Consider the following 21,716-nt stretch of genomic DNA (forward strand, 5'->3'; position numbering starts at 1 on the left):
TACCGTCATATTTGTCATGGTAAATCTCCTGCGCATCGTCGTTCAATCAAGCGGTTCGAGCGACGGTCTGAGCTTGTAAATCACAATTTGCCTGCCGGAGGTGTGCGGCATGACGAGATATCTTTTGGGCGATCTCGTTCACAACTGCAAAGAGAAAGTCGATCGCGATAACAACCCCTATGAGTATTTTGTCGCCGGGGATCATATGGAGACGGAACGCCCCAGGCTAACCATGCGAGGGCGCTTCGACGAGGCGGACGTAGGCCCTGCCTTCATTAGGCTTTTCAGGCCCGGCCAGGTTCTTTATGGCTCGAGGCGTACCTATCTCAAAAAAGTTTCCGTAGCGGACTTTGAGGGTGTGACGTCCAACGTGACTTTTGTTCTCGAAACGAAAGACGAGGAGGTGCTGCCTCAGAGGCTTCTTCCCTTCTTGCTGTTGTCCGACCGCTTCACAAGCTATTCCATTGGCAAGTCGAAGGGTTCAACCAACCCGTACGTTCTATTCTCGGATCTCGCAGATTTTGAGGTTGACCTTCCCGGGCCTGTAAGAGTTGCCGAGATTGCAGACGTCATGTGCGCTGCCGAGCAGGTTAAGGAGAATTATCGGAGTGTACTCGCAGTCTGCGACGACGTCGTCAAATCACAATTTAGCTACTGGAGGTGTGCGGCATGACAAGGTATAGATTCGACCAGATAGCCGAGAACAGCACCGCCAAGAAGAAACCCGAGGAAAGCGATCGCGACCGGTATGTTGGGTTGGAACACCTTGATCCGGGCACTCTTGAGGTGACCCGTTGGGGCGCCGAGGTTACTCCCAAGGGCGACAAGCTGCTCATGAAGAAAGGCGATGTCCTGTTCGGCCGCCGAAGGGCCTATCAGAAGAAGGTCGGCATAGCACCCTTCGATGGCATCTTCTCGGCTCACGGGATGGTGCTGCGCCCGAAGGCCGATGTCGTCGATCCGATGTTCTTCCCGTTTTTCATCAGCTCCGACATATTCCTTGACGAGGCAATACGGGTTTCCGTCGGCTCTCTTTCGCCGACGGCAAACTGGAAAGATCTTCGGACCTTGGAATTTGACTTGCCCTCGCCGGGAAAACAACGCGAGCTTGCCGGCATCCTCTCGGAAGCCGAGAGCCTCAAGGGGCATTATCGTAAGATGCTCACGACCTGCGACGACGTCGTCAAATCACAATTTGTCGAGATGTTTGGTGGACCCGATCCAACAGAAAGCGATTGTCCTACAGTTACAATCGGGGAGCTCGCGGCTGATATACGGTACGGGACTTCAAAGAAGGCTTCTGATAGTGGCGAATTTAAATACCTCCGCATGAACAATATGACCGACGATGGAAGGCTTGATCTCTCCGATCTTAAGTACATCGATCTTTCGGGTGCGGAGCTTGAGAACGCAAAAGTTGTAAGAGGAGATTTGCTTTTCAATAGGACAAATAGCCGCGAAAAGGTAGGCAAGACCTGCGTATTCAATAAGAACGAGCCCATGGTAATCGCAGGATATATTGTCAGGGTTAGATTCGATGAGCGTGTAGAGCCCGGCTATGTGTCGGCGTTCTTGAACAGCAGCTACGGCAAAGGTCTTCTTCGCAAGATGGCCAAAGGAGCCGTTGGTCAGGCCAACATTAGCGCAAAAGAAATGGCCAAAATCGAACTTCCCTTGCCGCCGATTGAGCTTCAACGTTCCTTCTTGGACTTCGCCGCCTCGGTCGACAAATCGAAATTTAAGTTAGGTATCTACGGTGGGATGCTTTGACGTTGCGCTGGTCGACCATTGCGTACCTTAATGTGGTGTCTATTTTTTTATGGCCAAGGAGCACCTGGACTTGTTCGATGGGCATTCCTTTGTCGATTGCCTTTGTAGCAAGCGTTCTTCTGAACTTATGAGGGTGGACCCTTCCTAAATCAAGCTCGCGCCCCAGTTTTCTAAGCAGCGCCTCGACGCCGCCAATTTGTAGCCTCTCGTGTGGCGCCTTGCTCGACACGAAGAGTGCTTCAGAGCTGTCCATTCGGGTTGACAGGTAATTCTCAATATGGACTTTAGTCTTTGCGTCAAAATAGACGATGCGGTCCTTATTTCCCTTGCCGTGTACGATGCACTCACGATTGATGGTGTCGATGGAGCTCCTGTCCAACGAGACAAGTTCGCCCACACGCATGCCCGTGGAGCGCAACAGGTCGATCAGGGCAAGGTTTCGGGGCGACCCGCAGTTATCGCAGAGAATTTCAACGACTTCATCGCTATACGTTTCCTTTATGGGTTGCGGAGCCTTGACTCTTTTAATGCGTCTAACCGGGCTCTTAATGATATGGTCCTCGTCTTCGAGCCATGAATAGAAGCTTGAGATGATTCTTCGGACATTGTCGACGGTGACGCGACTGACGCCGGCTTTTTGCTGATAGTCGGAAAGATAGGACCTAATCTCTTCGGTTCCTAGGTCGCAAGCTGGCGTATCGAATGATTCAAGCATTTTATTGATGGTGGTTTCGTAGTAGGAGATGGTCCTATCCGAGCAGCCTTCGAGGCGTTTTGCAGACAGAAATAGATCTAGGAATGATTCGCTTTCACCGTCGCCGCCTTCGGCTAATTGGCTTTCATCGAAAAGGCAGTGCGATAAAACCTTTTTGAGCTGGCGGTTCTGCTGCGTGGTCAGGTAGGGGAGCATGAGGCGGGTAATTTCTCTAGCCGTTTTCGTGAGATCCATGGTGGCGTCCTTCCTTGCGCGGTGGGTGGCGCTATTTCCCTTTGTTTACCCGTGCGTTATGGAAGGGAAGCCGGGTGGCACTTCCGCTAGGCCGCGTCAGGGAGGTCCATGAGACCTCGCGCATCTCCCCGCATCACTCCGGTGCGGCTTTGCCTGCAGAGCAAGATGCTCAGGTGCGCTTTCTTAACGGGGGCATCTAAATGTAAATTGGTATCCAATTCCGCAAGAGACTTTGCTGAAAGCAACGTACCAGCCATCAGAAGTCGCTGACATAATAACGATACGGTGACTTTTGACGAAAGGCGAACGATGAATGCCGACGCCCAACTAGAAAAGGCAGTTGCGTTGATTGACGAACAGATTGCCTCTGCATTGCGAACGACTTACAAATTCAGGGAGCGCTGGAGTGGCGAAAAGCTCCGGAGACGAATCGGCGGTTTTGCGACGCTGATTCAGCCATCGCAAGAGCAGGTTGAATACGATTTCTTTAATGAGTTCATCGAGTTTTCCGTTAGAAATGACATGGTCAATCCAATACTCGAATCCTTGTTCGCTCTCTATGGTATTGACGCTATCTGGCCGAGGGGTTCGACTGTTTTTTGGTTGAATAATGAGAAGCACGAAAGGGCGAACCCTATCGAGTTTCTAATTTCAACAAATTGCGAAACCGTAGGGTATCGATACACAATTCCGGATTCGATTACCGCTATGGAAGTTGATTCATGGGGGATCAGCAGGATTGTCGTTATCGACTGGTCTGCAGCGGAGACTGAGGAGCTAAAACGACGCTCCGAGGAGTTGTGTGTCGAAGGGTCCGATAGCGTATTCCAAATATCATCGAGTGGGTTTTTCAAAAAGATCTTCCCAGAGGCTCTCTACGATGAGTTTGTTTATCGCATTCGAGATGCAGTTGCAAGAGTGGAGGATATCATCGGTCTTCAGGCCATTCCTAGCCTATCTATGCCTCGCTTGGCGCCATTCAGGGCTTCGCTGATAGACGAGATTCATCGCACTGTTGACGGCTTTCCTGAGTCGACCTACACGGTTAAATCAAATCACGCAACGTTCAGGCTTGCCGACGAAGATCAAATAGTGCTCAATAAAGCTTTTTTCGATGATGGGCTCGGACACTGTCTTGTTGGAACAAAGGGCTTTGCTAGATGTCTTACCACATCGGAGTATCTACGCAGGTCTTTCTTGCGGGGCGGAGAGTTCGATTACACTTCAATTGTTTGTGGCTATATAAAGGCGGTTGAGCAACTCTCATATGAGCTTATGCTTGCTACGCTGGGTACGCCTGGGTCGGAAAACCTGTTCATTGCCACGCCTTCGAAAGGAAAAGGAGCGATCGAATATAGAAGACCATTTGACTGGTCGAAAAAAACTCGGCATGTTCAATTCGTCGAATCAAATAGAGAACGGTTTTCGACGAACTTGGTCTCTCTTGCAAATCTTCTCCATGACAATGAAACGGCATGGCGGATTAGTGACGAGGGAAGACACTTTGTGCTTCTCAAGATAAGGGATTTTGCAGGTAAAGATAGGAATGGCTATTTCCACAAGGATAACTTTACGGATTTGGGTGAAGTAAATAGGATTAGACAAGATGCAATTGCGCTTCTGTATTACCTATTGGGCGGTTATGTTATCCCAGGAAGCAAGGAAAAGGCGCTTGAAACGCTTGGATTGAAGCATGTCTCTTATAGCGAAATATATATGAAGCTGGCCGAGATACCTTTGACTGACTTTGTTTTGGAGTTTGAGGGTCTAAATCCTGTGAAAGCGGTTAGGCCCTTCGAGCAACCTGTCATAGAGTATGACGACTACGGTCTAGTCTCTTCGAAGATATTTTTTGTCAGAGTTGACAGCTATCGTGGCGCTCGTGAACGGGAATTGACTGAGGCTATCAGCAAGGACGATCTCATCGTAGTTGACCGCGACAATATGCCGTCTAGGGTGTTCTTTGTAAAGCGTAGCGGCGAACGGGTGCAGGTTTGGTAAGAAAACGGCGCGCGAACGAGAGTCCGCGCGCCGGAGCGCTTCCGTCGTTTAGCTGCTGGGCGTCTCGTTGCCGCGATACTTAAAGTATGCGGTTGCGATAGTCACAATGGCATCTATGACGGCGAGAACGACCTCATCGTTAGGCGTGTACTTCATCTTTTCCTCCTTTGTCGGGATTCTAAGCTGACGTATGCCAGCAAAAGGAGGCCGTAAGCGCTAACGCCATGATAACCGATGCTCATTTAAGTTATTGTCTAGTACCGCAAAAAAGAGAGGGGGCGCGTATTATTTGTGACAAGGACGCTAAAAGACTATTGGCCTTTCAGCGTCCTTGCGGATACTGACCACACGGATTGCACTCAATCTCATCTCCAGTGTTTTGACTGACGGAGCAATTGCAGGCGATGTAAATAAGAGAGGGCAAACGCAAATGAAAGCAACCGAAGCGAATCTGCTCGATCTTATGGGCGTGGCGAAGATGCAGTTTGTCATTCCCGTGTACCAGCGAGTTTACTCGTGGAGTGTAAAAGAGTGCGAAGTGCTTTGGGATGACGTTATGCGGGCGGGTCGTGATGGCGTATCGCACTTCGTGGGGTCGATGCTCTATATCCCCGAGTCCGAGAGTTCTGCCACGAGCATTTCGCGCGTGCTTTTGATTGACGGGCAGCAGCGCATGACGACGTTTTCGTTGATGATTGCTGCCTTGGCTGACTATCTGGAGGGTAATCCCGACAAGGCCGGCTTCCTTGGCGATCTCAAGATCTCGGCGTTGAGGAAAAATTACCTCTTTAACGATGACGACTACAACGGGCTGGCGCGCTACAAGCTGGTGCTTTCGCAGGACGATAAAGAGACACTGTTCTCCATCGTGTCTGGGTCTCCCGTGCCAGATGAAAAATCGGATCGGATTGTCGAGAACCATGCGTTCTTCCGCGAGAAGATGCACGGGAAATCATTCGACCCTGCAAGGCTTTGGGCGGGGCTAAACCGCGTACAGGTCATCGACACTAAGCTCACCGCTGGCGTTGACAATGCCCAGCTCATATTTGAGTCCATGAACTCCAAGGGCAAGCCGCTCACGCCTATCGACCTCATTCGCAACTACGTTCTTATGTCGCTTCCCAACGACGAGCAGACCAAGCTTTACGAGGGCTACTGGCATCCGCTCGAGTGTTTGTTCGGAAAAGGCGGCGAAGAAGAGTTCAATGCATTTATCTGGTACTGGCTGTGGCTCAAGGTTCCCAATAGGATGCCGAAGGAAAACGAGGCCTACCACGAGTTCAAACGCTATTTCGCTGACGACTACGATGGGGATACCGAGGGCCTGTTGAAGGAGCTCCGCGAATATGCGCAAAGATATGCCAGGTTGTTCCTTGGCAAGGAGAAAGACGAGGGCCTGCACCAAGTATTCGACAGAATCGTAAGCCTTGATGTGAAGCAGATCAGGCCTCTTTTGATGCTGCTTTACTCGGTTTACGAGGGAAATATGTTAAACCACAATGCGTTTCTGCGTATCTGCGAGACTATCGAGTCGTTCCTGTTCAGGCGGGCGGTTTGCGGCAGGCTTACCACGGGCCTAAATAATTTCTTTGCCGGCATGTATCGCAACCTCGAGCAGCAGGACGATATAGAGGAGTACGTTACGGCGATGCTCCTTATCCACAGCAGCGGTATGACTGCGTACTTCCCGACAGACGAGCATTTTGTCGAGGAGTTTAAGACGCGTGACTGCTACAACCGCTCCTCCAAAAAGCGCTATTACCTGGAGCGCATGGAGAACTGGCACCACCCAAAGGAGCCCATCTCGGCTGACAATTACCAGATCGAGCACGTCATGCCCCAGACGATCGACGGTGAACATGGCTGGAAGGAATCGCTTGGCGAGAACTGGGAAGACATCCACGACAGGTTATGCAACAACCTGGGCAACCTTACGCTGACGGGCTACAACCAGGAGTACTCAAACCGGTCGTTCTCGGACAAGCTCAATCTTCCGAACGTGGGACTTAAATGCAGCCCGCTCTACCTGAACAAGTCGATTGCCGCGCATGAAAAATGGGGTGAGGAAGAGATTGGACAGCGCGCGGACGAGCTGGCGAAAGAGGCGTGTGAGATATGGAAGTATCCCGACCTTCCGGCAGATGTCGTCGACAAGTACCGCCCTTCTCGCGGAGAGTCTGATGAGGCTCCTATCTGGACCTTGCAAGAGAACCACCCCACTTTTGCCGAAGGCGGACTCAACCAGAAGCTTTTCAATGAGGTGCGCGAGTCCGTTCTGACTGGTAACCCTTCATGGGAGTCCTATATAGCCAAGTACTATGTAGGCTTCAGGTCGGGCAAGCGAAAACTGCATGCCGTGCTAGAAGGCAGGACCAGCAACGGTGGTTGGATTGCCGTTGGCTTGGCAAAGAGTGTGGATGATCTAACGGATCCAGAGGACATGTGCCAGGACAAGCGTACGCAGGGTGGATTTGGCCCGGGCTTACCCACTTACGTTGCGCTTCGGAATGCCGATGACATTCCTGCGGTGCTCGATCTCATAAAGCAGTGCTAGGTTGAAGGCTGGGAATCTAGTTCCCGGCCCTTGCCAGCTCAAAATCGTCGATGGCTCGTCCGCCCGTCTACACCCTTACGATCCTGCGGGCCGCACTCAACAGCTCGTACTCCCTCTGGCTCCACTGGCGCAGCTCTGCCGCGCGCACGGCGTCGCGGCACAGGTCCAGGAACACCTCGGCGCCCTCGCAGAAACACTCGCGGGCAAAGGTGCCCGATCCGTCCGCAACGCACGCGCCGTCGGCGAAGAGCATCCAGCTGGACGGCTCACGAGAGTTATTTCCGAGCAGTTTGATTTGCAGTACGTGTGGGTTGCCAGCAGCACAGAGCTCTTCCTCGAGCACCTGCACGGTAAAGCGCATCTGGTGGGAGAGACTGCTCTTTACCATGGCCGACGCGTAGCCATTTGGCTTATCCAGAAGATGCATGTGATTCGGTTTGACGACCAGGTTGTGGAAGTTACGCTCGCTGCGCACAGAGAAATTGTCCATACGGACTCCTTTCATCGATGTTGGCAGGGCCACCGTGCCTCTTGGCCGGTTGGCGTCGGGATCGTGGAGCCAACTCTCTACCCCGACTCTGGATAAAACGCGCCCGCTCCTTGCGGGCACGATGGAGTCTATCAGCGCGCGCGGACAAAAATCAACCCCGTGCGGCAATGAGCGCACGGGGTTGATTTGGTCTACGACCCTCAATTTTTGGCATTTGTTATTCGTCGTCTCCGTCGTTGGGGTCGCCCTTGAGGGTGTTGATGTCCAGGTACTGGTTATCGTCCTCTTTTTGCTGGGTTTCCGACTCCGCTTGGGTGGGGCCGCGGAACAGCTGGAATCCCTCAAACGCAATGACACCGAGCAGGGCAATGATAATGGCGATAAAGGCAACCTTGACTGCCTGCGGAAATTCCGAGAAACGCAGCGCCTTTTCCTCGGCGTAATAATCGGCGAAGCGCTCTTCGCCCGTGCTTTTGGTATACGCCGGCGCGGATGCGGCCTCCGGGTCATATTCCGGTGCAGGCGTGGCGGCGTACGGATCGTTGAGATAATCGCTCGATGCGGTGCCATAATCCTCGGTCTCGATGCGACCGGTGCCAGCATGGCCATCGGAATAATCGGAATATGTCGCACCGCCCTCATAGCCCGCGGCGCTCGTGTCGGCGGCAAAAAGCGGGTTAACTGGAACATCGAGCGCCGGCATGCCGGTAGAGGTCTCATCCAGATCGGCTGCAGCCCAGGAATCGTAGGCAACTTGATGGGCAACGGGCTCATCGAGCCTTGCGACCGGAGGCTTGCGTGCCGCAGGAACAGGCAACTGCTGGGCGCTGTACATAACAGTGCTGTCGGCCGATTTGCCCTGCGTCGCTGCAGCGAGAAATGCCGCCGTCTCGGACGGGTCGCTTGCGGGGCGGGGAGCGGGCGTGGGCGCCGAAGTGGGTGCGGGCGTAGGCGCGGGCGCCGAAACAGGCGACTGCGCAGGAGTCGGCGCAGATGCGGGCTTAGGCGCAAGCGCGGGATTGGGGTTTGACGGGCGAGCCCCGCCGCCCATGAGTTCGTCGGCGGTCCACGGGCGATCATCCATCACGTCGTCAAGGCTCAGCGAAAACAGGTCGTCTTCACCCTCATCGAACATGCGGTGCACATGTCCACCAATTGCCGGAATCAATCCGCGACCGGTGCATGATGCCTTGCTCAACGCCATTCTGTCCCATCCTTTCGAAATACTAATGACATCGATTATATGGAACTTCCCAAGCGGCTCGGTCTTGGATTCGTGCTTTCCAGAACTCGCGCCCAAAAGGGGAGGGGCAATCCAGGCGAGTGCCTACTTGTCGCCGGCCGCCGCCTTGGCCTCATTGAGGTAGCTATAGAAGCTGTACTTGGAGATGCCAAAGAACTCGCAGGCGCGCTCGCTCGACTTGGAAATGAGGAAGGCACCGCGACGGTCGAGGTAGCCAATGGCACGAATGCGCTCGTCTTTGGTCATGAGTGCCGCGGGCTTGCCCACAAACTGCTCGCACTCGTGCAGCAGGTCCTCGAGCAGGTCGCCGATGTTCTTGGTAATGGGCTCGGGCTCGGTGTAGCCCGTGCCGCCGGTGCCGGTAAAGGCATCGAGCGAACGCTCAAAAGCCTTCATGAGCGTAATGTCAAAGTTAATGCCCAAAATGCCGACGGGCTTGCCCTCGTCGTTGCGGATAAAGATGGTAGAAGACTTGAGCAGCTTGCCATCGGTGGTTTTGGTGAGGTATGGCTCGCGGTCGTGCACGTCGGTGGTGCCCTCGTGCATGGACTCAAACACAATATGGCTGGGGCCGTCACCCAGTTTGCGCCCGCTGACGTGGCCGTTTTCGATCACTACGATGGAGTGGTCCACGTCCTCGGTCTCCAGATCGTGGACGACGACTTCGCAGTTGGGGCCAAATTGGAGCGCCAGGCCGTGTGCGAGGCGCTTGTAAAACTCAATCTGTGCGGGGGTCATGGGTGCCTTCCTAAAAATTAGTTTGGGCACACTTTGCCATAAACCACACTTGACCGCAAATAAATCCATCAACAAGGCAATTCATGACCGTTCGGCGGCGAAAAAGTACCGATTACGGCAACAAACAATTTGTTAGGTTTTCCAATCAAAAAGTGTGATAGAACAGTGCTAACAAACTTTTTGTTTGGCATCCACATAAAAGTTCAGTCGCATGAATGGGAATGGGCTGAAACGCGTATGCGGGGGCCGGCAAGAGAGGACTTAAGGAGTTCACCGTATGGCCGATAAGATCCAGTGGGCGGGCAACACGATGCCCAAGAGCGATGATAAGCACTTGGGAATCATGAGCCTCGACCACGTGAAGAAGGCCCGTGCCTTCCACCAGTCGTTCCCCCAGTACACCGTCACTCCGCTTGCCCGCCTGGATGGCCAGGCCGCGCGCCTGGGCCTGTCCAACCTGTGCGTTAAGGACGAGAGCTATCGCTTTGGCCTCAACGCCTTTAAGGTTCTGGGCGGTTCGTTTGCCATGGCCAACTACATTGCCGACGAGACTGGCAAGGACGTTGCCGAGTGCACCTTCGATTACCTGACCTCCGATCAGCTTGCCAAGGACTTTGGCCAGGCTACCTTCTTTACCGCCACCGACGGCAACCATGGCCGCGGTGTGGCATGGGCTGCCAACAAGCTGGGCCAGAAGGCCGTCGTGCACATGCCCAAGGGTTCCACCAAGCCCCGCTTCGATAACATCGCGGCCGAGGGCGCCACGGTGACCATCGAAGAGGTCAACTACGACGAGTGCGTGCGCATGGCCGCCGCCGAGGCCGATGCCTGCGAGCGCGGCGTCATCGTTCAGGACACCGCCTGGGAGGGCTACGAGAAGATTCCGTCCTGGATCATGGAGGGTTACGGCACCATGGCTTCCGAGGCTGCCGAGCAGCTGCGCGAGATGGCCATCAACCGCCCGACGCACGTGTTTGTCCAGGCTGGCGTGGGTTCGCTCGCCGGCGCCGTGGTGGGCTACTTCACCAACCTGTATCCCGATAACCCGCCCACCTTCGTCGTGGTTGAGTGCGCGCCTGCCGCCTGCCTGTACAAGGGCGCTGCCGCCGGCGACGGCGATCCGCGCATCGTGGACGGTGACATGCCCTCCATCATGGCCGGTCTGTGCTGCGGCGAGCCCAACATCCTGGGCTGGGATATCCTGCGCAACCACGCCACCGCCTTCGTGTCCTGCCCCGACTGGGTCACCGCTCGCGGCATGCGCACCCTGGGCGCTCCCGAGAAGGGCGACCCGCGCGTCATCTCCGGCGAGTCCGGCGCTGTGACCACCGGCCTGGTCGAGACTCTCATGCTCGATCCCGAGTACGCCGAGCTCAAGGAGCTCATCGGCCTGGACAAGACGAGCTCTGTGCTCTGCTTCTCCACCGAGGGCGACACCGATCCCGACCAGTATCGCCGCATTGTTTGGGAAGGCGAATATCCCACTTGCTAATCGTTGGGGCGGAGTAAATAGGTATCGCTCCGTCACCTCACAGGTAGATTCCTTCGTTTGAAAGGTTATGAACAATGGCTAAAGAACTCGATTTCGACGCTATCAAGGCTGCTGCTGAGTCTCATCGTGCTGATATGACTCGCTTCCTGCGCGCCATGATCTCCCATCCCTCTGAGTCCTGCGAGGAGGGCGAGGTTGTCGCTTGCATCAAGGCCGAGATGGAGAGCCTTGGCTATGACGAGGTCAAGGTCGACGGCCTGGGCAACGTCATGGGCTTTATGGGCGAGGGCGACAAGATCATCGCCATTGACTCCCACATCGACACCGTCGGCATCGGCAACATCGAGAACTGGGACGCCGATCCCTATGAGGGCTACGAGACCGACGAGATCATCTACGGCCGCGGCGGCTCTGACCAGGAGGGCGGCATGGCTTCCGCTACCTACGCTGCCAAGATGATGAAGGATATGGGCCTCATCCCCGAGGGCTACAAGATCATGGTCGTCGGTACCGTCCAGGAAGAGGACTGCGACGGCATGTGCTGGCAGTACATCTACAACAAGGACGGCATTAAGCCCGAGTTCGTCATTTCCACCGAGCCCACCGACGGCGGCATCTATCGCGGTCACCGCGGCCGCATGGAGATCCGCGTCGACGTTCACGGCACCTCCTGCCACGGCTCCGCTCCCGACCGCGGCGACAATGCCATCTACAAGATGGCCGACATCATCGCCGACGTCCGTGCCCTCAACAACAACGGTTGCGACGAGTCGACCGACATCAAGGGTCTCGTCAAGATGCTCGACCCCAAGTACAACCCCGAGCACTTCGAGGACGCCCGCTTCCTGGGTCGCGGCACCTGCACCGTCAGCCAGATCTTCTACACCAGCCCCAGCCGCTGCGCCGTGGCCGATTCCTGCGCCATCTCCATCGACCGTCGCATGACCGCCGGTGAGACCTGGGAGTCCTGCCTGGACGAGATCCGCAACCTGCCGGCCGCCAAGAAGTACGGCGACGACGTGAAGGTCTCTATGTACATGTACGACCGTCCGTCCTGGACCGGCGAGGTCTACGAGACCGAGGCTTACTTCCCCACGTGGATCAACAAGGAGACCGCTCCGCACGTCAAGGCCCTCGTCGACGCTCACAAGGCCATGTTTGGTGACGAGCGCATCGGCTGCGAGCCCAGCATGGACAAGCGCACCGGTCGCCCTCTGTGCGACAAGTGGACCTTCTCCACGAACTGCGTTTCCATCCAGGGCCGCTATGGCATCCCCTGCGTCGGCTTTGGCCCGGGTGCCGAGTCTCAGGCTCACGCTCCCAACGAGGTCACCTACAAGGATGACCTGGTCACCGCTGCCGCCATGTATGTGGCTGCCCTGAACCTCTACGATCCGAGCCAGGCCGATGGCGATGCCACCGTGTTCCGCGCCGGTCTGACCAACAACAAGATCGATTAGTCCCATTCCTCGATCTTGTTGAGCCGGGGGCAGTTTATGCCCCCGGCGCCTCCTGTTGACTTGGGGCCCGCGGCCGTTATCTCCCATGCTTCCTCGACGGTGGCGGGTCCTCGTCATAGCGCTCTGCATGTTCTAGCCACACGCGCATGCCGGAGCGCATCTACTCATTGCGATCGTTTCACCTTTAGAAAGGACATTTACATGGACGCCAAGTTTACCGAGCTCGTCGAGCAGCTGAACGGCCTCGATTTTAAGGGTATGTACGGCAGCGACTTCCTGCACACCTGGGATAAGACCACCGATGAGCTCAAGGCGCTCTACACCGTCGCCGACGCTCTGCGCGAGCTGCGCGAGAACAACGTTTCGTCCAAGATCTTCGATTCGGGCCTGGCCGTCTCGCTGTTCCGCGACAACTCCACCCGTACGCGCTTCTCCTTCTCTAAGGCCGCCAACCTGCTCGGCCTTGAGCTGCAGGACCTGGACGAGAAGAAGTCCCAGATCGCTCACGGCGAGACCGTCCGCGAGACCGCTACTATGATCTCCTTCATGGCAGACGTCATCGGCATCCGCGACGACATGTACATCGGCAAGGGCGACGCCTACATGGCCGAGGTCTCCGAGTCTGTCCAGCGGGCTTACGAGGATGGCGTTCTGGATCACCGTCCCACGCTCATCTCCCTGCAGTCCGACTCCGATCACCCCACGCAGTCCTCTGCCGACATGCTCTACCTTATCAACGAGTTTGGCGGCCTCGAGAACCTCAAGGGCAAGAAGGTTGCCGTCACCTGGGCCTATTCGCCCTCTTACGGCAAGCCGCTGTCCTGCCCGCAGTCGCTGATCAGCCTGCTGCCCCGCTTTGGCATGGACGTCACCCTGGCTCACCCCGAGGGCTACGACCTCATGCCCGAGGTCGTCGAGCGCGCCCGCGGCTATGCCGCCGAGTCCGGCACCACCTTTAAGCAGGTCAACACCATGGCCGAGGCCTTCGAGGGCGCCGACATCGTGATCCCCAAGAGCTGGGCTCCGTTTGCCGCCATGGAAAAGCGTACCAACCTGTACGCCGAGGGCGACGACGCCGGCATCGCAGCGCTCGAGAAGGAGCTGCTCGCCCAGAACGCCACCCATCAGGACTGGTGCTCCACGACCGAGCTCATGGAGAAGACTGCCAACGGCCAGGACACCATCTTTATGCACCCGCTGCCCGCCGACATCTCCGGTGTCTCCTGCGAGCACGGCGAGGTCAACGCCGACGTCTTCGACATGCACCGCGTGGGCATGTACAAGGAGGCCAGCTACAAGCCGTACGCCATCGCAGCCATGATGTTCCTGCAGAAGGTTGCCGATCCCGCCGCTACCCTCAAGGCCCTCGACGAGCGCAACACCGCCCGTTGGCTCCAGGCCTAAAGCCGGGTTGAGGTAAGCCATGTAAAGGGGGCGCTCTGCCAACCGGCGGGGTGCCCCTTTTTTGCATCGCGGGCGTGCGGGATAAGCGCTTTCGATGTGGATGCCCGCGGCGCGAGTTATGGGTACGATGGTTTCAGGGGAGGTATCACCATGAAACTTGGATGCGTCATTATGGCTTCGGGCGAGGGCAAGCGGTTTGGCTCTAACAAGATGCTTGCCGATATCTATGGCGAGCCGCTGATTGCCCGGACCATCGATTCGGTTCCCCGGGGCTTTGACGTTGTGGTTTCGACGCGTTGGCCCGAGGTCGCCCGGATTTGCGAGGACAAACATTGCCCGTGCGTGCTGCACGATGGCGAGCTGCGCAGCGAAAGCGTCCGTGCGGGCCTTTCGTGGGGAGTCGAACGCAACTGGAAAGGCTGCCTCTTTTTGCCGGGCGACCAGCCGCTCGTGAGTTCGGATTCTTTTGAGGCTTTGGTTCACGCGTTTGACGAACGTGGCCGCAAACATCCGGTGCGCTTGGCGTGCAACGGTGAGCCTTCGAGTCCGGTGCTCTTTCCGGCGGAACTATTCGATGCACTCATGCGTCTTGAGGGCAAGGACGGCGGGGGCTCGATTCTCAAAGGTCGCGTCGACGTTGCGCTGATCGAAGCGCGTGCCTACGAGCTGTGGGATGTCGATACCGCCAAGGGACAGCGACGCATAGCGGAGCATATCGCGGCCTGCTCGTATTTTGATCGCGTGGCCAACTGTATGAATCGATAAGGAGCAACATGATCATCATCAAAAACGGCGCGCTCGTGACGCCACAGGGGCTTCGCCGCGCCGATCTTGCCATGGAGGGCGACAAGATCGTGCGGATTGCCGCGGCGATTGAGCCGGGCGAGGACGATACCGTCCAGGACGCCACGGACTGTTGGGTGTTCCCCGGCTTTATCGACGGCCACACGCACATGCAGTGCTGGACTGGCATGGATTGGACAGCCGATAGCTTTGAAACCGGCACGCGTGCGGCTGCCTGCGGCGGTACGACGACCATCGTGGACTACGCGACGGCTGATCGCGGCGTGACCATGCCCGATGCCTTGGCCGAGTGGCATCGCCGTGCCGACGGAACCTGCACGGCCAACTACGCCTTTCATATGGCACTCGCCGAGTGGAATGAACGCAACCGCGCCGATCTTTCGGCTATGCGCGAGGCGGGCGTATCGTCGTTTAAGACCTACTTTGCCTACGATCATTTGCGCCTGGACGATGCCGAGACGCTCGAGGTGCTCGAGGAGCTCAAGCGCGTGGGCGGTATCCTGTGCGTGCATTGCGAGAACGGTACGCTGGTGAATGAGCTGCAGAAGCGCGTGTACGAGCAGGGGATTCATGGGCCCGAGGGGCATGCGCTCAGCCGCCCGGACGTGTGTGAGGCCGAGGCCGTGAGCCGCCTGCTGTATCTGGCGCACTTGGCCGGGGACGCTCCGGTCAACGTGGTGCACCTTTCGACCAAGCTGGGGCTCGAGGCCATTCGCGCTGCCAAAGCGCGCGGGCAGAAGAACATCTATGTCGAGACCTGCCCCCAATATCTGATGCTTGACGACACCTGCTATCTGGAGCAGGGCGAGGACGGCTTTGCGGGCGCCAAGTACGTGATGAGCCCGCCGCTGCGCCATGCCGGTGACCGTGCGGCATTGCGCGAGGCGCTTGTGGCCGGCGAGATCGATACGATTGCGACCGATCATTGCAGCTTTAACCTGCACGGGCAAAAGGACCGCGGGCGCGACGATTTCCGCGCGATTCCCAACGGCGGGCCCGGCGTGGAGCATCGTCCCGTCGCGATTGCCACGAGCTTTGAAGGGCAACTGGGCCCCGAGGATCTGTGCCGCTTGATGAGCGAGAACCCGGCGCGCGTCTTTGGCATGTATCCGCGCAAGGGCTGTCTTGCCGAGGGCTCCGACGCCGACGTGTGCGTGTGGGATCCGTGCGCGCGTTGGACGATCAGCGCCGCGACACAGCATCAGGCCGTGGACTACACGCCGCTCGAGGGCTTTGAGGCACATGGCCGCGCCAAGGCCGTGTTTGTGAACGGCGTGCTGGTGGCGCGCGATGGCGAGCCCACCGGAGCCCAGCCTGGCCGCTACGTGCCCCGCTAGCAGCAAAGATGCCGTGTCCCCTCCGCAGTTGCGGTGAAATACGGACTGTTTGCGGCCGTCAGGCGGCCAAACAGTCCGTATTTCACCGCAACTGACGAGATGGGGCCGGCTACTTGAGGCTGCTGGCGACGACGGGGCGGCCGAGGGCTGCCTCGAAGCGGTCGGCCATCGTGGGGTCGCTGAGCGTGTCGACTTGGTTGAGCATGACGCGTGCGGTGCTGAGTTTCAGCGCCTGCATCTCGGAATTGAGCACCTGGGCGACGCGCTCGGGCGTGGCGATGTCGGTGAGCTCGCAGCCGCAACGCTCGCAAAAGAGCTCGGGGCGGTGGACAACCTCGGCGACGGGTTTGCCCAGTCCCGAGGCGCCGACGACCCAGACAACGTTTGCCGTGGCGGCGGGAATTACCGGCTCCCAGGCGGCATGCGCTTTGAGCGGGAGTCGCTTGCTGCCATCTGCCTCGGCCAACACATAGTCAAAGCGCTGCGCCAGCTCGTTGAGCGGCTCAGCGGGGGCGGAGAGCTTGCCTGTCTCCGGGTCCAAAACACCCGCCTGGCAGATACTTCCGCGGTTCATGCCCGCGCATGCCTCGCAGGTGCAGCCGGGAACATGCAGGGCCCCCGGCTTCCAAGGCGCGGCGTCCAGGCGACGGCACGACCCGTCCCATGGCACGCCGGCGACGGGAAACATATGCGTGGTGGTGCAGAGGAGCACGCGGCCTCCAGCGCGCATAAGCTCAAGGCCCAGCGTCTTTAGCAAGGTCGACTTGCCGCCACTGCCGATAATTGCGGTAATGCCCGGCTCGATCTTGAGCGCGGAGGCAAGGTTTCCGCTCGTCGTTTCCATCTGTTCACCGCCGTATAATACTGTGATAATAAATAATCATCAGAGTAGCGGTCGAACCGCTTTTGCTCTGCTCAAACCGTAGCACAGGGAGGTGCCCCGGGAATGCTCGTATATGTTCGCGGCGCCGGCGATATCGCCACGGGCGTCGCCGCTCGCTTGGTGCGCGCCGGCGTGTCGGTTGTCATGGCCGATATCGCGGTTCCCACGTGCATCCGTCGCACAATCAGTTTTTGCGAGGCCATTCGCCTGGGCGAGGTCGAGGTTGAGGGCATTCGCGCTCGCTTGGCGCGGACGCCGGCAGAGGCGCTTGCAATTACCGAGGCCGGAGACGTCGCCGTCGTGGTAGACCCCCAGGCCAAGATGCTCGACGAACTGAAACCCGCTGCCGTGGTCGACGCGATTCTGGCTAAGCGCAACTTGGGCACCACGCGCGATATGGCGCCTACCGTCATCGCCGTGGGGCCGGGCTTTACCGCGCCGGTCGATTGCGACGCCGTGGTCGAGACCATGCGCGGGCATTTCCTGGGCCGTGTCATTACCCAAGGTTCACCCCAGCCCAACACGGGCGTGCCAGGCATTATCGCTGGCTATGGCAAAGAGCGTGTTATCCACAGCCCCGCCGCCGGCGTGTTTCGGTCCGACCGCGCAATCGGCGACATCGTGCGCGCCGGAGACGTGATTGGCTACGCGGGCGATACGCCCATGCGCACGCAGATCGATGGCTGTCTGCGCGGGCTTTTGGCGAACGGCGTGCAGGTGACCGAGGGCTTTAAATGCGCCGATGTCGATCCGCGCGGCGATGCCAGCTATATCAACTACATTTCGGACAAGGCGACGTCGGTCGGCGGCGGCGTGCTCGAGGCACTCGCTATGCTCACCGATATCTTTAGAGGATAGAAGGCGGCAATGGAAAAGCTCGATGTTGTGAATGCGGCGCTTGTCGCCCTGCGTGCTGGCGAGACGTGCGAGCTCGTGGTCGTGGCCGGCACGGCGGGGTCGTCGCCGCGCGGCGTGGGCGCCTGGATGGCCGTCTTTGCCGACGGTAGCCAGGCGGGCACCATCGGCGGCGGCAAGATCGAGCTTTTTGCGCTGGACGAGGCGCGAGAGCTGCTGGCCGCGGGGCAATCGCGTCTGGTCCGCTACACCATGGGCGGCGAGAACTCCGATACCGGTATGATCTGCGGCGGAGCCATCTGCCTGTGCTATCTGCATCTGGATGCGATCCAGGCACAGTTGTTCCAGGAAATTGCCGACGTCTTGACGTATCGACGTATCGGCGACTTCGTCATCGACTTTGAGCCGTTTATCGCAAGCACGCTCGAGGGCGATGTGGCCGAGTACCATGGCGAGGCATCGCGCCATACCATTGCGGGCTGCCCCGGGCTTTCACTGGTGGAGGAGGGGAGTAAGGTCACCTACACCAATGCCGCCTCCGAGATTCCTCCCGCGCACATCGAGACGCTCTGCCCCGAGGGCCTGACCTACATCTTTGGCTGCGGACACGTGGGCGCCGCGACGGCGCGCGTGCTCACGGCGGCGGGCTTTGCCGTCGTGGCCTGCGATGACCGCCCCGGCACGCTGACGCCCGAATGGGTGCCCGGTGTCTACGATCGTCGCCTGGTCGATTACAAGAACCTGAGCGAGCCGTGTCCCATCGGCCCGCGCGACTTGGTGGTCGTCGCCACGGCGGGTCACAAGTCCGATATCGACGTGGTGATTCAGGCCATGCGCGCCAAGCCCGCCTACCTGGGCTGCCTGGGTTCGCGCCGCAAGACGGCCTTTGTGCGCGCCCGCCTGGAGCAGGAGGGCTTTACACAGGACCAGATCGACGAGCTGCACCTGCCGATCGGCGTTGCCATCGAGGCCGAGGACCCCGAGGAGATTGCCATCTCCATCGCCGCCGAGATGATCCACCTGCGCCGCACCAAACTCGTCCCCCGCAAGCGCTAATCGCATCCCCACCAATAAGTTGCGGTGAAATACGGACTGTTTAAGCCTGTTAGGCCGCCAAACAGTCCCTATTTCACCGCAACTGCTATTTGGGACCCATTTGTGCGGGGGAGTTGTGGAGTTGTGCAGGCAGACGAGGTTTTTCTGGAAATACGCACCCAATACGCGTATAGTACCGATTGTTTTGTCGGCTCCTGCTGCGTCGAGTCCAAACCGCAAAATGCCATGAGCGGTGCGGATGCAGTCAGGAGGCACGAGGACAACCCACCGTGGCCACGCCCCGTGCTTAAAACCCCAAGAAGGAGTGAACAATGGCAGAAGAGAAGTATGTGCCGCGTCTGAAGACCAAGTACAACAACGAGGTCAAGCAGCAGCTTCAGGACAAGTTCCAGTACGAGAACGTCATGATGATCCCCAAGTTTGAGAAGATCGTCGTGAACATGGGTGTCGGCGAGGCCGCTACCGATTCCAAGGCCATCGACGGTGCCGTGCGCGACCTGCGCGCCATCACCGGCCAGCAGCCGATGATCACCCGTGCCCGTAAGTCCATCGCTACCTTCCGCCTGCGCGCTGGTATGCCGATCGGCTGCAAGGTTACCCTGCGTGGCGACCGTATGTGGGAGTTCTTCGATCGTCTGACCTCCGTCGCGATTCCTCGTATCCGCGACTTCCGCGGTATCTCCGCCAAGAGCTTCGACGGCCGTGGTAACTTCTCCATGGGCGTCACCGAGCAGCTCATCTTCCCCGAGATCGACTTTGACTCCGTCGATCACCAGCGTGGTATGGACATCACTTTCGTGACCACCGCCAACACCGATGAGGAGGCCAAGGCCCTTCTGGACGCCTTCGGTTTCCCGTTCAAGAAATAGGTTCACCTGCCCTATAAGCGCCGTTCCCACAAGGGGGCGGCGCTTGGGGCGAACAATACTCTATGTGAGGAGGATATAAGTGGCTAAGACATCGATGATCGTCAAGTGCAATCGCAAGCAGAAGTTCTCTACTCGTGAGTACACGCGCTGCCAGCGCTGCGGCCGTCCGCACTCTGTGTACCGCAAGTTCGGCCTGTGCCGTGTCTGCTTCCGTGAGCTTGCACTCAAGGGCGAGCTTCCCGGCGTTAAGAAGGCCAGCTGGTAAGTCACTACCAGCGTTTCAAGCATCCGTTTGGAACAGGGAAAACGCGCTAAAAAGGCTTTGCCGTTAAGGGCGGTGAAGAACCAAGAGCACGTGTTCATCAAGAACGAAGGAGAATCTGTATGAACCTTACAGACCCGATCGCAGATATGCTTACGCGCATCCGTAACGCTAACTCTGTGAACAAGGCCACGGTCTCCATGCCGAGCAGCAAGAAGCTCGTCGAGATCGCTCGTGTTCTGCACGAGGAGGGCTACATCGAGGGCTACGATGTCGAGGACACCGTTCCCCAGAAGACTCTGCACATCACGCTTAAGTATGGTCCCAAGAAGGCTAAGGTCATCAACGGCATCCGCCGCATTTCCAAGCCGGGCCTGCGTAAGTACACCGGCGTTGCCGACATGCCCCGCGTCCGCGGTGGCCTTGGTACCGCCATTATTTCCACCAGCCATGGCGTCATGACCGACCGCGATGCTCGCAAGCACAACGTCGGCGGCGAGATCATCGCTTACGTCTGGTAATTCGCTCGGTAGGTAGAAGGAAAGGAGATCACCGTGTCTCGTATCGGTAATAAGCCTGTCCAGATTCCCGCCGGAGTCGAAGTGGCAGTCAACGGCAACAACGTTGTCGTCAAGGGCCCCAAGGGCCAGCTCGAGCTCGATGTCTTTGAGAAGCTCGCTATCAACGTCGAGGATAATGTCCTCACCGTTTCCCGTCCCGACGACGAGCGTGAGACCCGTGCCCGCCACGGCCTCACCCGCGCCCTCATCCACAACATGGTTGTTGGCGTTTCCGAGGGCTTCGAGAAGAAGCTCGAGCTCGCCGGCGTCGGTTACCGCGTGCAGCAGAAGGGCAAGAACCTCGAGTTCTCCCTGGGCTTCTCGCACCCCGTGATCGTCGAGGCTCCCGAGGGCATCACCTTCGAGGTTCCCGACAACACCCACGTGAACGTCAAGGGTATCAACAAGCAGCAGGTCGGTCAGATCGCCGCTGAGATCCGCGGCCATCGTCCTCCCGAGCCTTACAAGGGCAAGGGTATCCACTACGTTGGCGAGCACATCCGCCGCAAGCTGGGTAAGGCCGCCAAGTAGTCGTAACCGACTCACTCGCATAAGACCAGCACCCCGTCAGGTGCTGGCAAGATCAACCTTTTTAGGAGTTTACGTATGAACAAGCATAAGGCGAAGCTGGAAGGCCTCAAGCGTCGTCAGCGTCGTGTTCGCGGCAAGGTCTCGGGTACCTCCGAGCGTCCGCGTCTTCGCGTGACCCGTACTAACGCCAACATCTATGCCCAGATCATCGACGACAGCAAGGGCTCCAGCCTGACGCTCGTCTCTGCCTCGACCCTCGAGGCCGAGTTCAAGGGCACCCACACCTCGAACAAGGAGGCTGCGGAGAAGGTCGGTCAGCTCGTTGGCAAGCGTGCCATCGAGGCCGGCATCACCAAGGTCGCCTTCGATCGCGGTGGCCGTATCTACCATGGCCGCGTCAAGGCCCTCGCCGACGGTGCTCGTGCCGCCGGTCTCGAGTTCTAGGAGGTATGTAGCAC

Annotated in this window: 21 protein-coding genes and 1 riboswitch; of the genes, 16 read left to right on the plus strand and 5 right to left on the minus strand. The window is 58.0% G+C overall.

Annotation, left to right across the window (positions count from 1 at the left end):
* Positions 1-109: 109 nt before the first annotated feature.
* Complete coding sequence (locus AAAX35_RS04960; protein ID WP_349116936.1) at positions 110-673, plus strand: hypothetical protein; 564 nt, start codon at positions 110-112, stop codon at positions 671-673.
* The gene (locus AAAX35_RS04965) at positions 670-1,770 is read left to right on the plus strand and encodes a restriction endonuclease subunit S (protein ID WP_349116937.1); all 1,101 of its coding nucleotides are present in this window, start codon (positions 670-672) and stop codon (positions 1,768-1,770) included. Before AAAX35_RS04960 ends, AAAX35_RS04965 begins: the two co-directional genes overlap by 4 nt.
* Here the strand turns inward: AAAX35_RS04965 and xerA are convergent.
* Entirely contained in the window at positions 1,739-2,719 is a 981-nt protein-coding gene (gene xerA / locus AAAX35_RS04970) for a site-specific tyrosine recombinase/integron integrase (protein ID WP_349116938.1), read from the minus strand. The genes AAAX35_RS04965 and xerA overlap by 32 nt on opposite strands.
* 309 nt (positions 2,720-3,028) lie before the next feature.
* On the opposite strand from xerA, the gene AAAX35_RS04975 reads away from it, so the two are divergent.
* Positions 3,029-4,720, plus strand: a complete 1,692-nt coding sequence (locus AAAX35_RS04975) for a hypothetical protein (RefSeq protein ID WP_349116939.1) — start codon at positions 3,029-3,031, stop codon at positions 4,718-4,720.
* A gap of 430 nt (positions 4,721-5,150) precedes the next feature.
* Positions 5,151-7,274 (plus strand): DUF262 domain-containing protein, encoded by a 2,124-nt coding sequence (locus tag AAAX35_RS04980; RefSeq protein WP_349116940.1) that lies wholly within the window; start codon positions 5,151-5,153, stop codon positions 7,272-7,274.
* 67 nt (positions 7,275-7,341) lie between these two features.
* Here AAAX35_RS04980 and AAAX35_RS04985 read toward each other — a convergent pair whose 3' ends face one another.
* The 3 genes from AAAX35_RS04985 to AAAX35_RS04995 form a co-directional block, all read right to left on the minus strand.
* The gene (locus AAAX35_RS04985) at positions 7,342-7,764 is read right to left on the minus strand and encodes a hypothetical protein (RefSeq protein WP_349116941.1); all 423 of its coding nucleotides are present in this window, start codon (positions 7,762-7,764) and stop codon (positions 7,342-7,344) included.
* 8 nt (positions 7,765-7,772) lie between these two features.
* Positions 7,773-7,863: riboswitch (SAM riboswitch) on the minus strand.
* A 118-nt stretch (positions 7,864-7,981) separates the two neighbouring features.
* The gene (locus tag AAAX35_RS04990; protein ID WP_349116942.1) at positions 7,982-8,968 is read right to left on the minus strand and encodes a hypothetical protein; all 987 of its coding nucleotides are present in this window, start codon (positions 8,966-8,968) and stop codon (positions 7,982-7,984) included.
* A 123-nt stretch (positions 8,969-9,091) separates the two neighbouring features.
* A complete protein-coding gene (locus tag AAAX35_RS04995) occupies positions 9,092-9,745 on the minus strand; it encodes a helix-turn-helix transcriptional regulator (RefSeq protein ID WP_022094290.1) in 654 nt (217 codons plus the stop codon).
* A 277-nt stretch (positions 9,746-10,022) separates the two neighbouring features.
* Between AAAX35_RS04995 and dpaL the strand changes: the two genes are divergently transcribed.
* The 5 genes from dpaL (at position 10,023) to hydA (ending at position 16,242) form a co-directional block, all read left to right on the plus strand.
* Positions 10,023-11,237 carry a diaminopropionate ammonia-lyase gene (dpaL, locus tag AAAX35_RS05000; RefSeq protein ID WP_118266260.1) on the plus strand — a complete coding sequence of 405 codons (1,215 nt, stop codon included), beginning with the start codon at positions 10,023-10,025 and terminating at the stop codon, positions 11,235-11,237.
* Between the two features lie 74 nt (positions 11,238-11,311).
* Entirely contained in the window at positions 11,312-12,697 is a 1,386-nt protein-coding gene (locus AAAX35_RS05005; RefSeq protein WP_055252228.1) for a YgeY family selenium metabolism-linked hydrolase, read from the plus strand.
* 201 nt (positions 12,698-12,898) lie between these two features.
* On the plus strand, positions 12,899-14,101 hold the full coding sequence (gene ygeW / locus AAAX35_RS05010) for a knotted carbamoyltransferase YgeW (protein ID WP_349116943.1): 1,203 nt from the start codon (positions 12,899-12,901) through the stop codon (positions 14,099-14,101).
* A gap of 150 nt (positions 14,102-14,251) precedes the next feature.
* A complete protein-coding gene (locus tag AAAX35_RS05015) occupies positions 14,252-14,866 on the plus strand; it encodes a nucleotidyltransferase family protein (protein ID WP_349116944.1) in 615 nt (204 codons plus the stop codon).
* A gap of 8 nt (positions 14,867-14,874) precedes the next feature.
* Positions 14,875-16,242 (plus strand): dihydropyrimidinase, encoded by a 1,368-nt coding sequence (hydA, locus tag AAAX35_RS05020; RefSeq protein WP_349116945.1) that lies wholly within the window; start codon positions 14,875-14,877, stop codon positions 16,240-16,242.
* Between the two features lie 109 nt (positions 16,243-16,351).
* Here the strand turns inward: hydA and yqeC are convergent, their stop codons facing one another.
* On the minus strand, positions 16,352-17,086 hold the full coding sequence (gene yqeC, locus AAAX35_RS05025) for a selenium cofactor biosynthesis protein YqeC (RefSeq protein WP_347479574.1): 735 nt from the start codon (positions 17,084-17,086) through the stop codon (positions 16,352-16,354).
* A 102-nt stretch (positions 17,087-17,188) separates the two neighbouring features.
* Between yqeC and yqeB the strand changes: the two genes are divergently transcribed.
* The 7 genes from yqeB to rplR all read left to right on the plus strand — a co-directional run bounded on the left by yqeB (position 17,189) and on the right by rplR (position 21,702).
* Entirely contained in the window at positions 17,189-17,983 is a 795-nt protein-coding gene (yqeB, locus tag AAAX35_RS05030) for a selenium-dependent molybdenum cofactor biosynthesis protein YqeB (RefSeq protein WP_347479573.1), read from the plus strand.
* Positions 17,984-17,992: 9 nt separating this feature from the next.
* Positions 17,993-19,036 (plus strand): XdhC family protein, encoded by a 1,044-nt coding sequence (locus AAAX35_RS05035; RefSeq protein WP_349116946.1) that lies wholly within the window; start codon positions 17,993-17,995, stop codon positions 19,034-19,036.
* Between the two features lie 311 nt (positions 19,037-19,347).
* A complete protein-coding gene (gene rplE, locus AAAX35_RS05040) occupies positions 19,348-19,905 on the plus strand; it encodes a 50S ribosomal protein L5 (protein WP_006235260.1) in 558 nt (185 codons plus the stop codon).
* A 79-nt stretch (positions 19,906-19,984) separates the two neighbouring features.
* On the plus strand, positions 19,985-20,170 hold the full coding sequence (locus AAAX35_RS05045; protein ID WP_022094280.1) for a type Z 30S ribosomal protein S14: 186 nt from the start codon (positions 19,985-19,987) through the stop codon (positions 20,168-20,170).
* Between the two features lie 119 nt (positions 20,171-20,289).
* Positions 20,290-20,688 (plus strand): 30S ribosomal protein S8, encoded by a 399-nt coding sequence (gene rpsH, locus AAAX35_RS05050; RefSeq protein ID WP_006235262.1) that lies wholly within the window; start codon positions 20,290-20,292, stop codon positions 20,686-20,688.
* Between the two features lie 33 nt (positions 20,689-20,721).
* Positions 20,722-21,258 carry a 50S ribosomal protein L6 gene (gene rplF / locus AAAX35_RS05055; protein ID WP_006235263.1) on the plus strand — a complete coding sequence of 179 codons (537 nt, stop codon included), beginning with the start codon at positions 20,722-20,724 and terminating at the stop codon, positions 21,256-21,258.
* A gap of 75 nt (positions 21,259-21,333) precedes the next feature.
* The gene (gene rplR, locus AAAX35_RS05060) at positions 21,334-21,702 is read left to right on the plus strand and encodes a 50S ribosomal protein L18 (RefSeq protein ID WP_006235264.1); all 369 of its coding nucleotides are present in this window, start codon (positions 21,334-21,336) and stop codon (positions 21,700-21,702) included.
* The last annotated feature ends 14 nt before the right edge of the window (positions 21,703-21,716 follow it).

Source organism: Collinsella sp. CLA-ER-H11 (assembly GCF_040092445.1).
Taxonomy (GTDB): Bacteria; Actinomycetota; Coriobacteriia; order Coriobacteriales; family Coriobacteriaceae; genus Collinsella.

Excerpts from the sequence above, each read along its gene's own strand:
- AAAX35_RS04960 (WP_349116936.1), top strand. The coding sequence starts at position 110 with ATGACGAGATATCTTTTGGGCGATCTCGTTCACAACTGCAAAGAGAAA.
- AAAX35_RS04965 (WP_349116937.1), top strand. The coding sequence starts at position 670 with ATGACAAGGTATAGATTCGACCAGATAGCCGAGAACAGCACCGCCAAG.
- xerA (WP_349116938.1), bottom strand. The coding sequence starts at position 2,719 with ATGGATCTCACGAAAACGGCTAGAGAAATTACCCGCCTCATGCTCCCC.
- AAAX35_RS04975 (WP_349116939.1), top strand. The coding sequence starts at position 3,029 with ATGAATGCCGACGCCCAACTAGAAAAGGCAGTTGCGTTGATTGACGAA.
- AAAX35_RS04980 (WP_349116940.1), top strand. The coding sequence starts at position 5,151 with ATGAAAGCAACCGAAGCGAATCTGCTCGATCTTATGGGCGTGGCGAAG.
- AAAX35_RS04985 (WP_349116941.1), bottom strand. The coding sequence starts at position 7,764 with ATGGACAATTTCTCTGTGCGCAGCGAGCGTAACTTCCACAACCTGGTC.
- AAAX35_RS04990 (WP_349116942.1), bottom strand. The coding sequence starts at position 8,968 with ATGGCGTTGAGCAAGGCATCATGCACCGGTCGCGGATTGATTCCGGCA.
- AAAX35_RS04995 (WP_022094290.1), bottom strand. The coding sequence starts at position 9,745 with ATGACCCCCGCACAGATTGAGTTTTACAAGCGCCTCGCACACGGCCTG.
- dpaL (WP_118266260.1), top strand. The coding sequence starts at position 10,023 with ATGGCCGATAAGATCCAGTGGGCGGGCAACACGATGCCCAAGAGCGAT.
- AAAX35_RS05005 (WP_055252228.1), top strand. The coding sequence starts at position 11,312 with ATGGCTAAAGAACTCGATTTCGACGCTATCAAGGCTGCTGCTGAGTCT.
- ygeW (WP_349116943.1), top strand. The coding sequence starts at position 12,899 with ATGGACGCCAAGTTTACCGAGCTCGTCGAGCAGCTGAACGGCCTCGAT.
- AAAX35_RS05015 (WP_349116944.1), top strand. The coding sequence starts at position 14,252 with ATGAAACTTGGATGCGTCATTATGGCTTCGGGCGAGGGCAAGCGGTTT.
- hydA (WP_349116945.1), top strand. The coding sequence starts at position 14,875 with ATGATCATCATCAAAAACGGCGCGCTCGTGACGCCACAGGGGCTTCGC.
- yqeC (WP_347479574.1), bottom strand. The coding sequence starts at position 17,086 with ATGGAAACGACGAGCGGAAACCTTGCCTCCGCGCTCAAGATCGAGCCG.
- yqeB (WP_347479573.1), top strand. The coding sequence starts at position 17,189 with ATGCTCGTATATGTTCGCGGCGCCGGCGATATCGCCACGGGCGTCGCC.
- AAAX35_RS05035 (WP_349116946.1), top strand. The coding sequence starts at position 17,993 with ATGGAAAAGCTCGATGTTGTGAATGCGGCGCTTGTCGCCCTGCGTGCT.
- rplE (WP_006235260.1), top strand. The coding sequence starts at position 19,348 with ATGGCAGAAGAGAAGTATGTGCCGCGTCTGAAGACCAAGTACAACAAC.
- rpsH (WP_006235262.1), top strand. The coding sequence starts at position 20,290 with ATGAACCTTACAGACCCGATCGCAGATATGCTTACGCGCATCCGTAAC.
- rplR (WP_006235264.1), top strand. The coding sequence starts at position 21,334 with ATGAACAAGCATAAGGCGAAGCTGGAAGGCCTCAAGCGTCGTCAGCGT.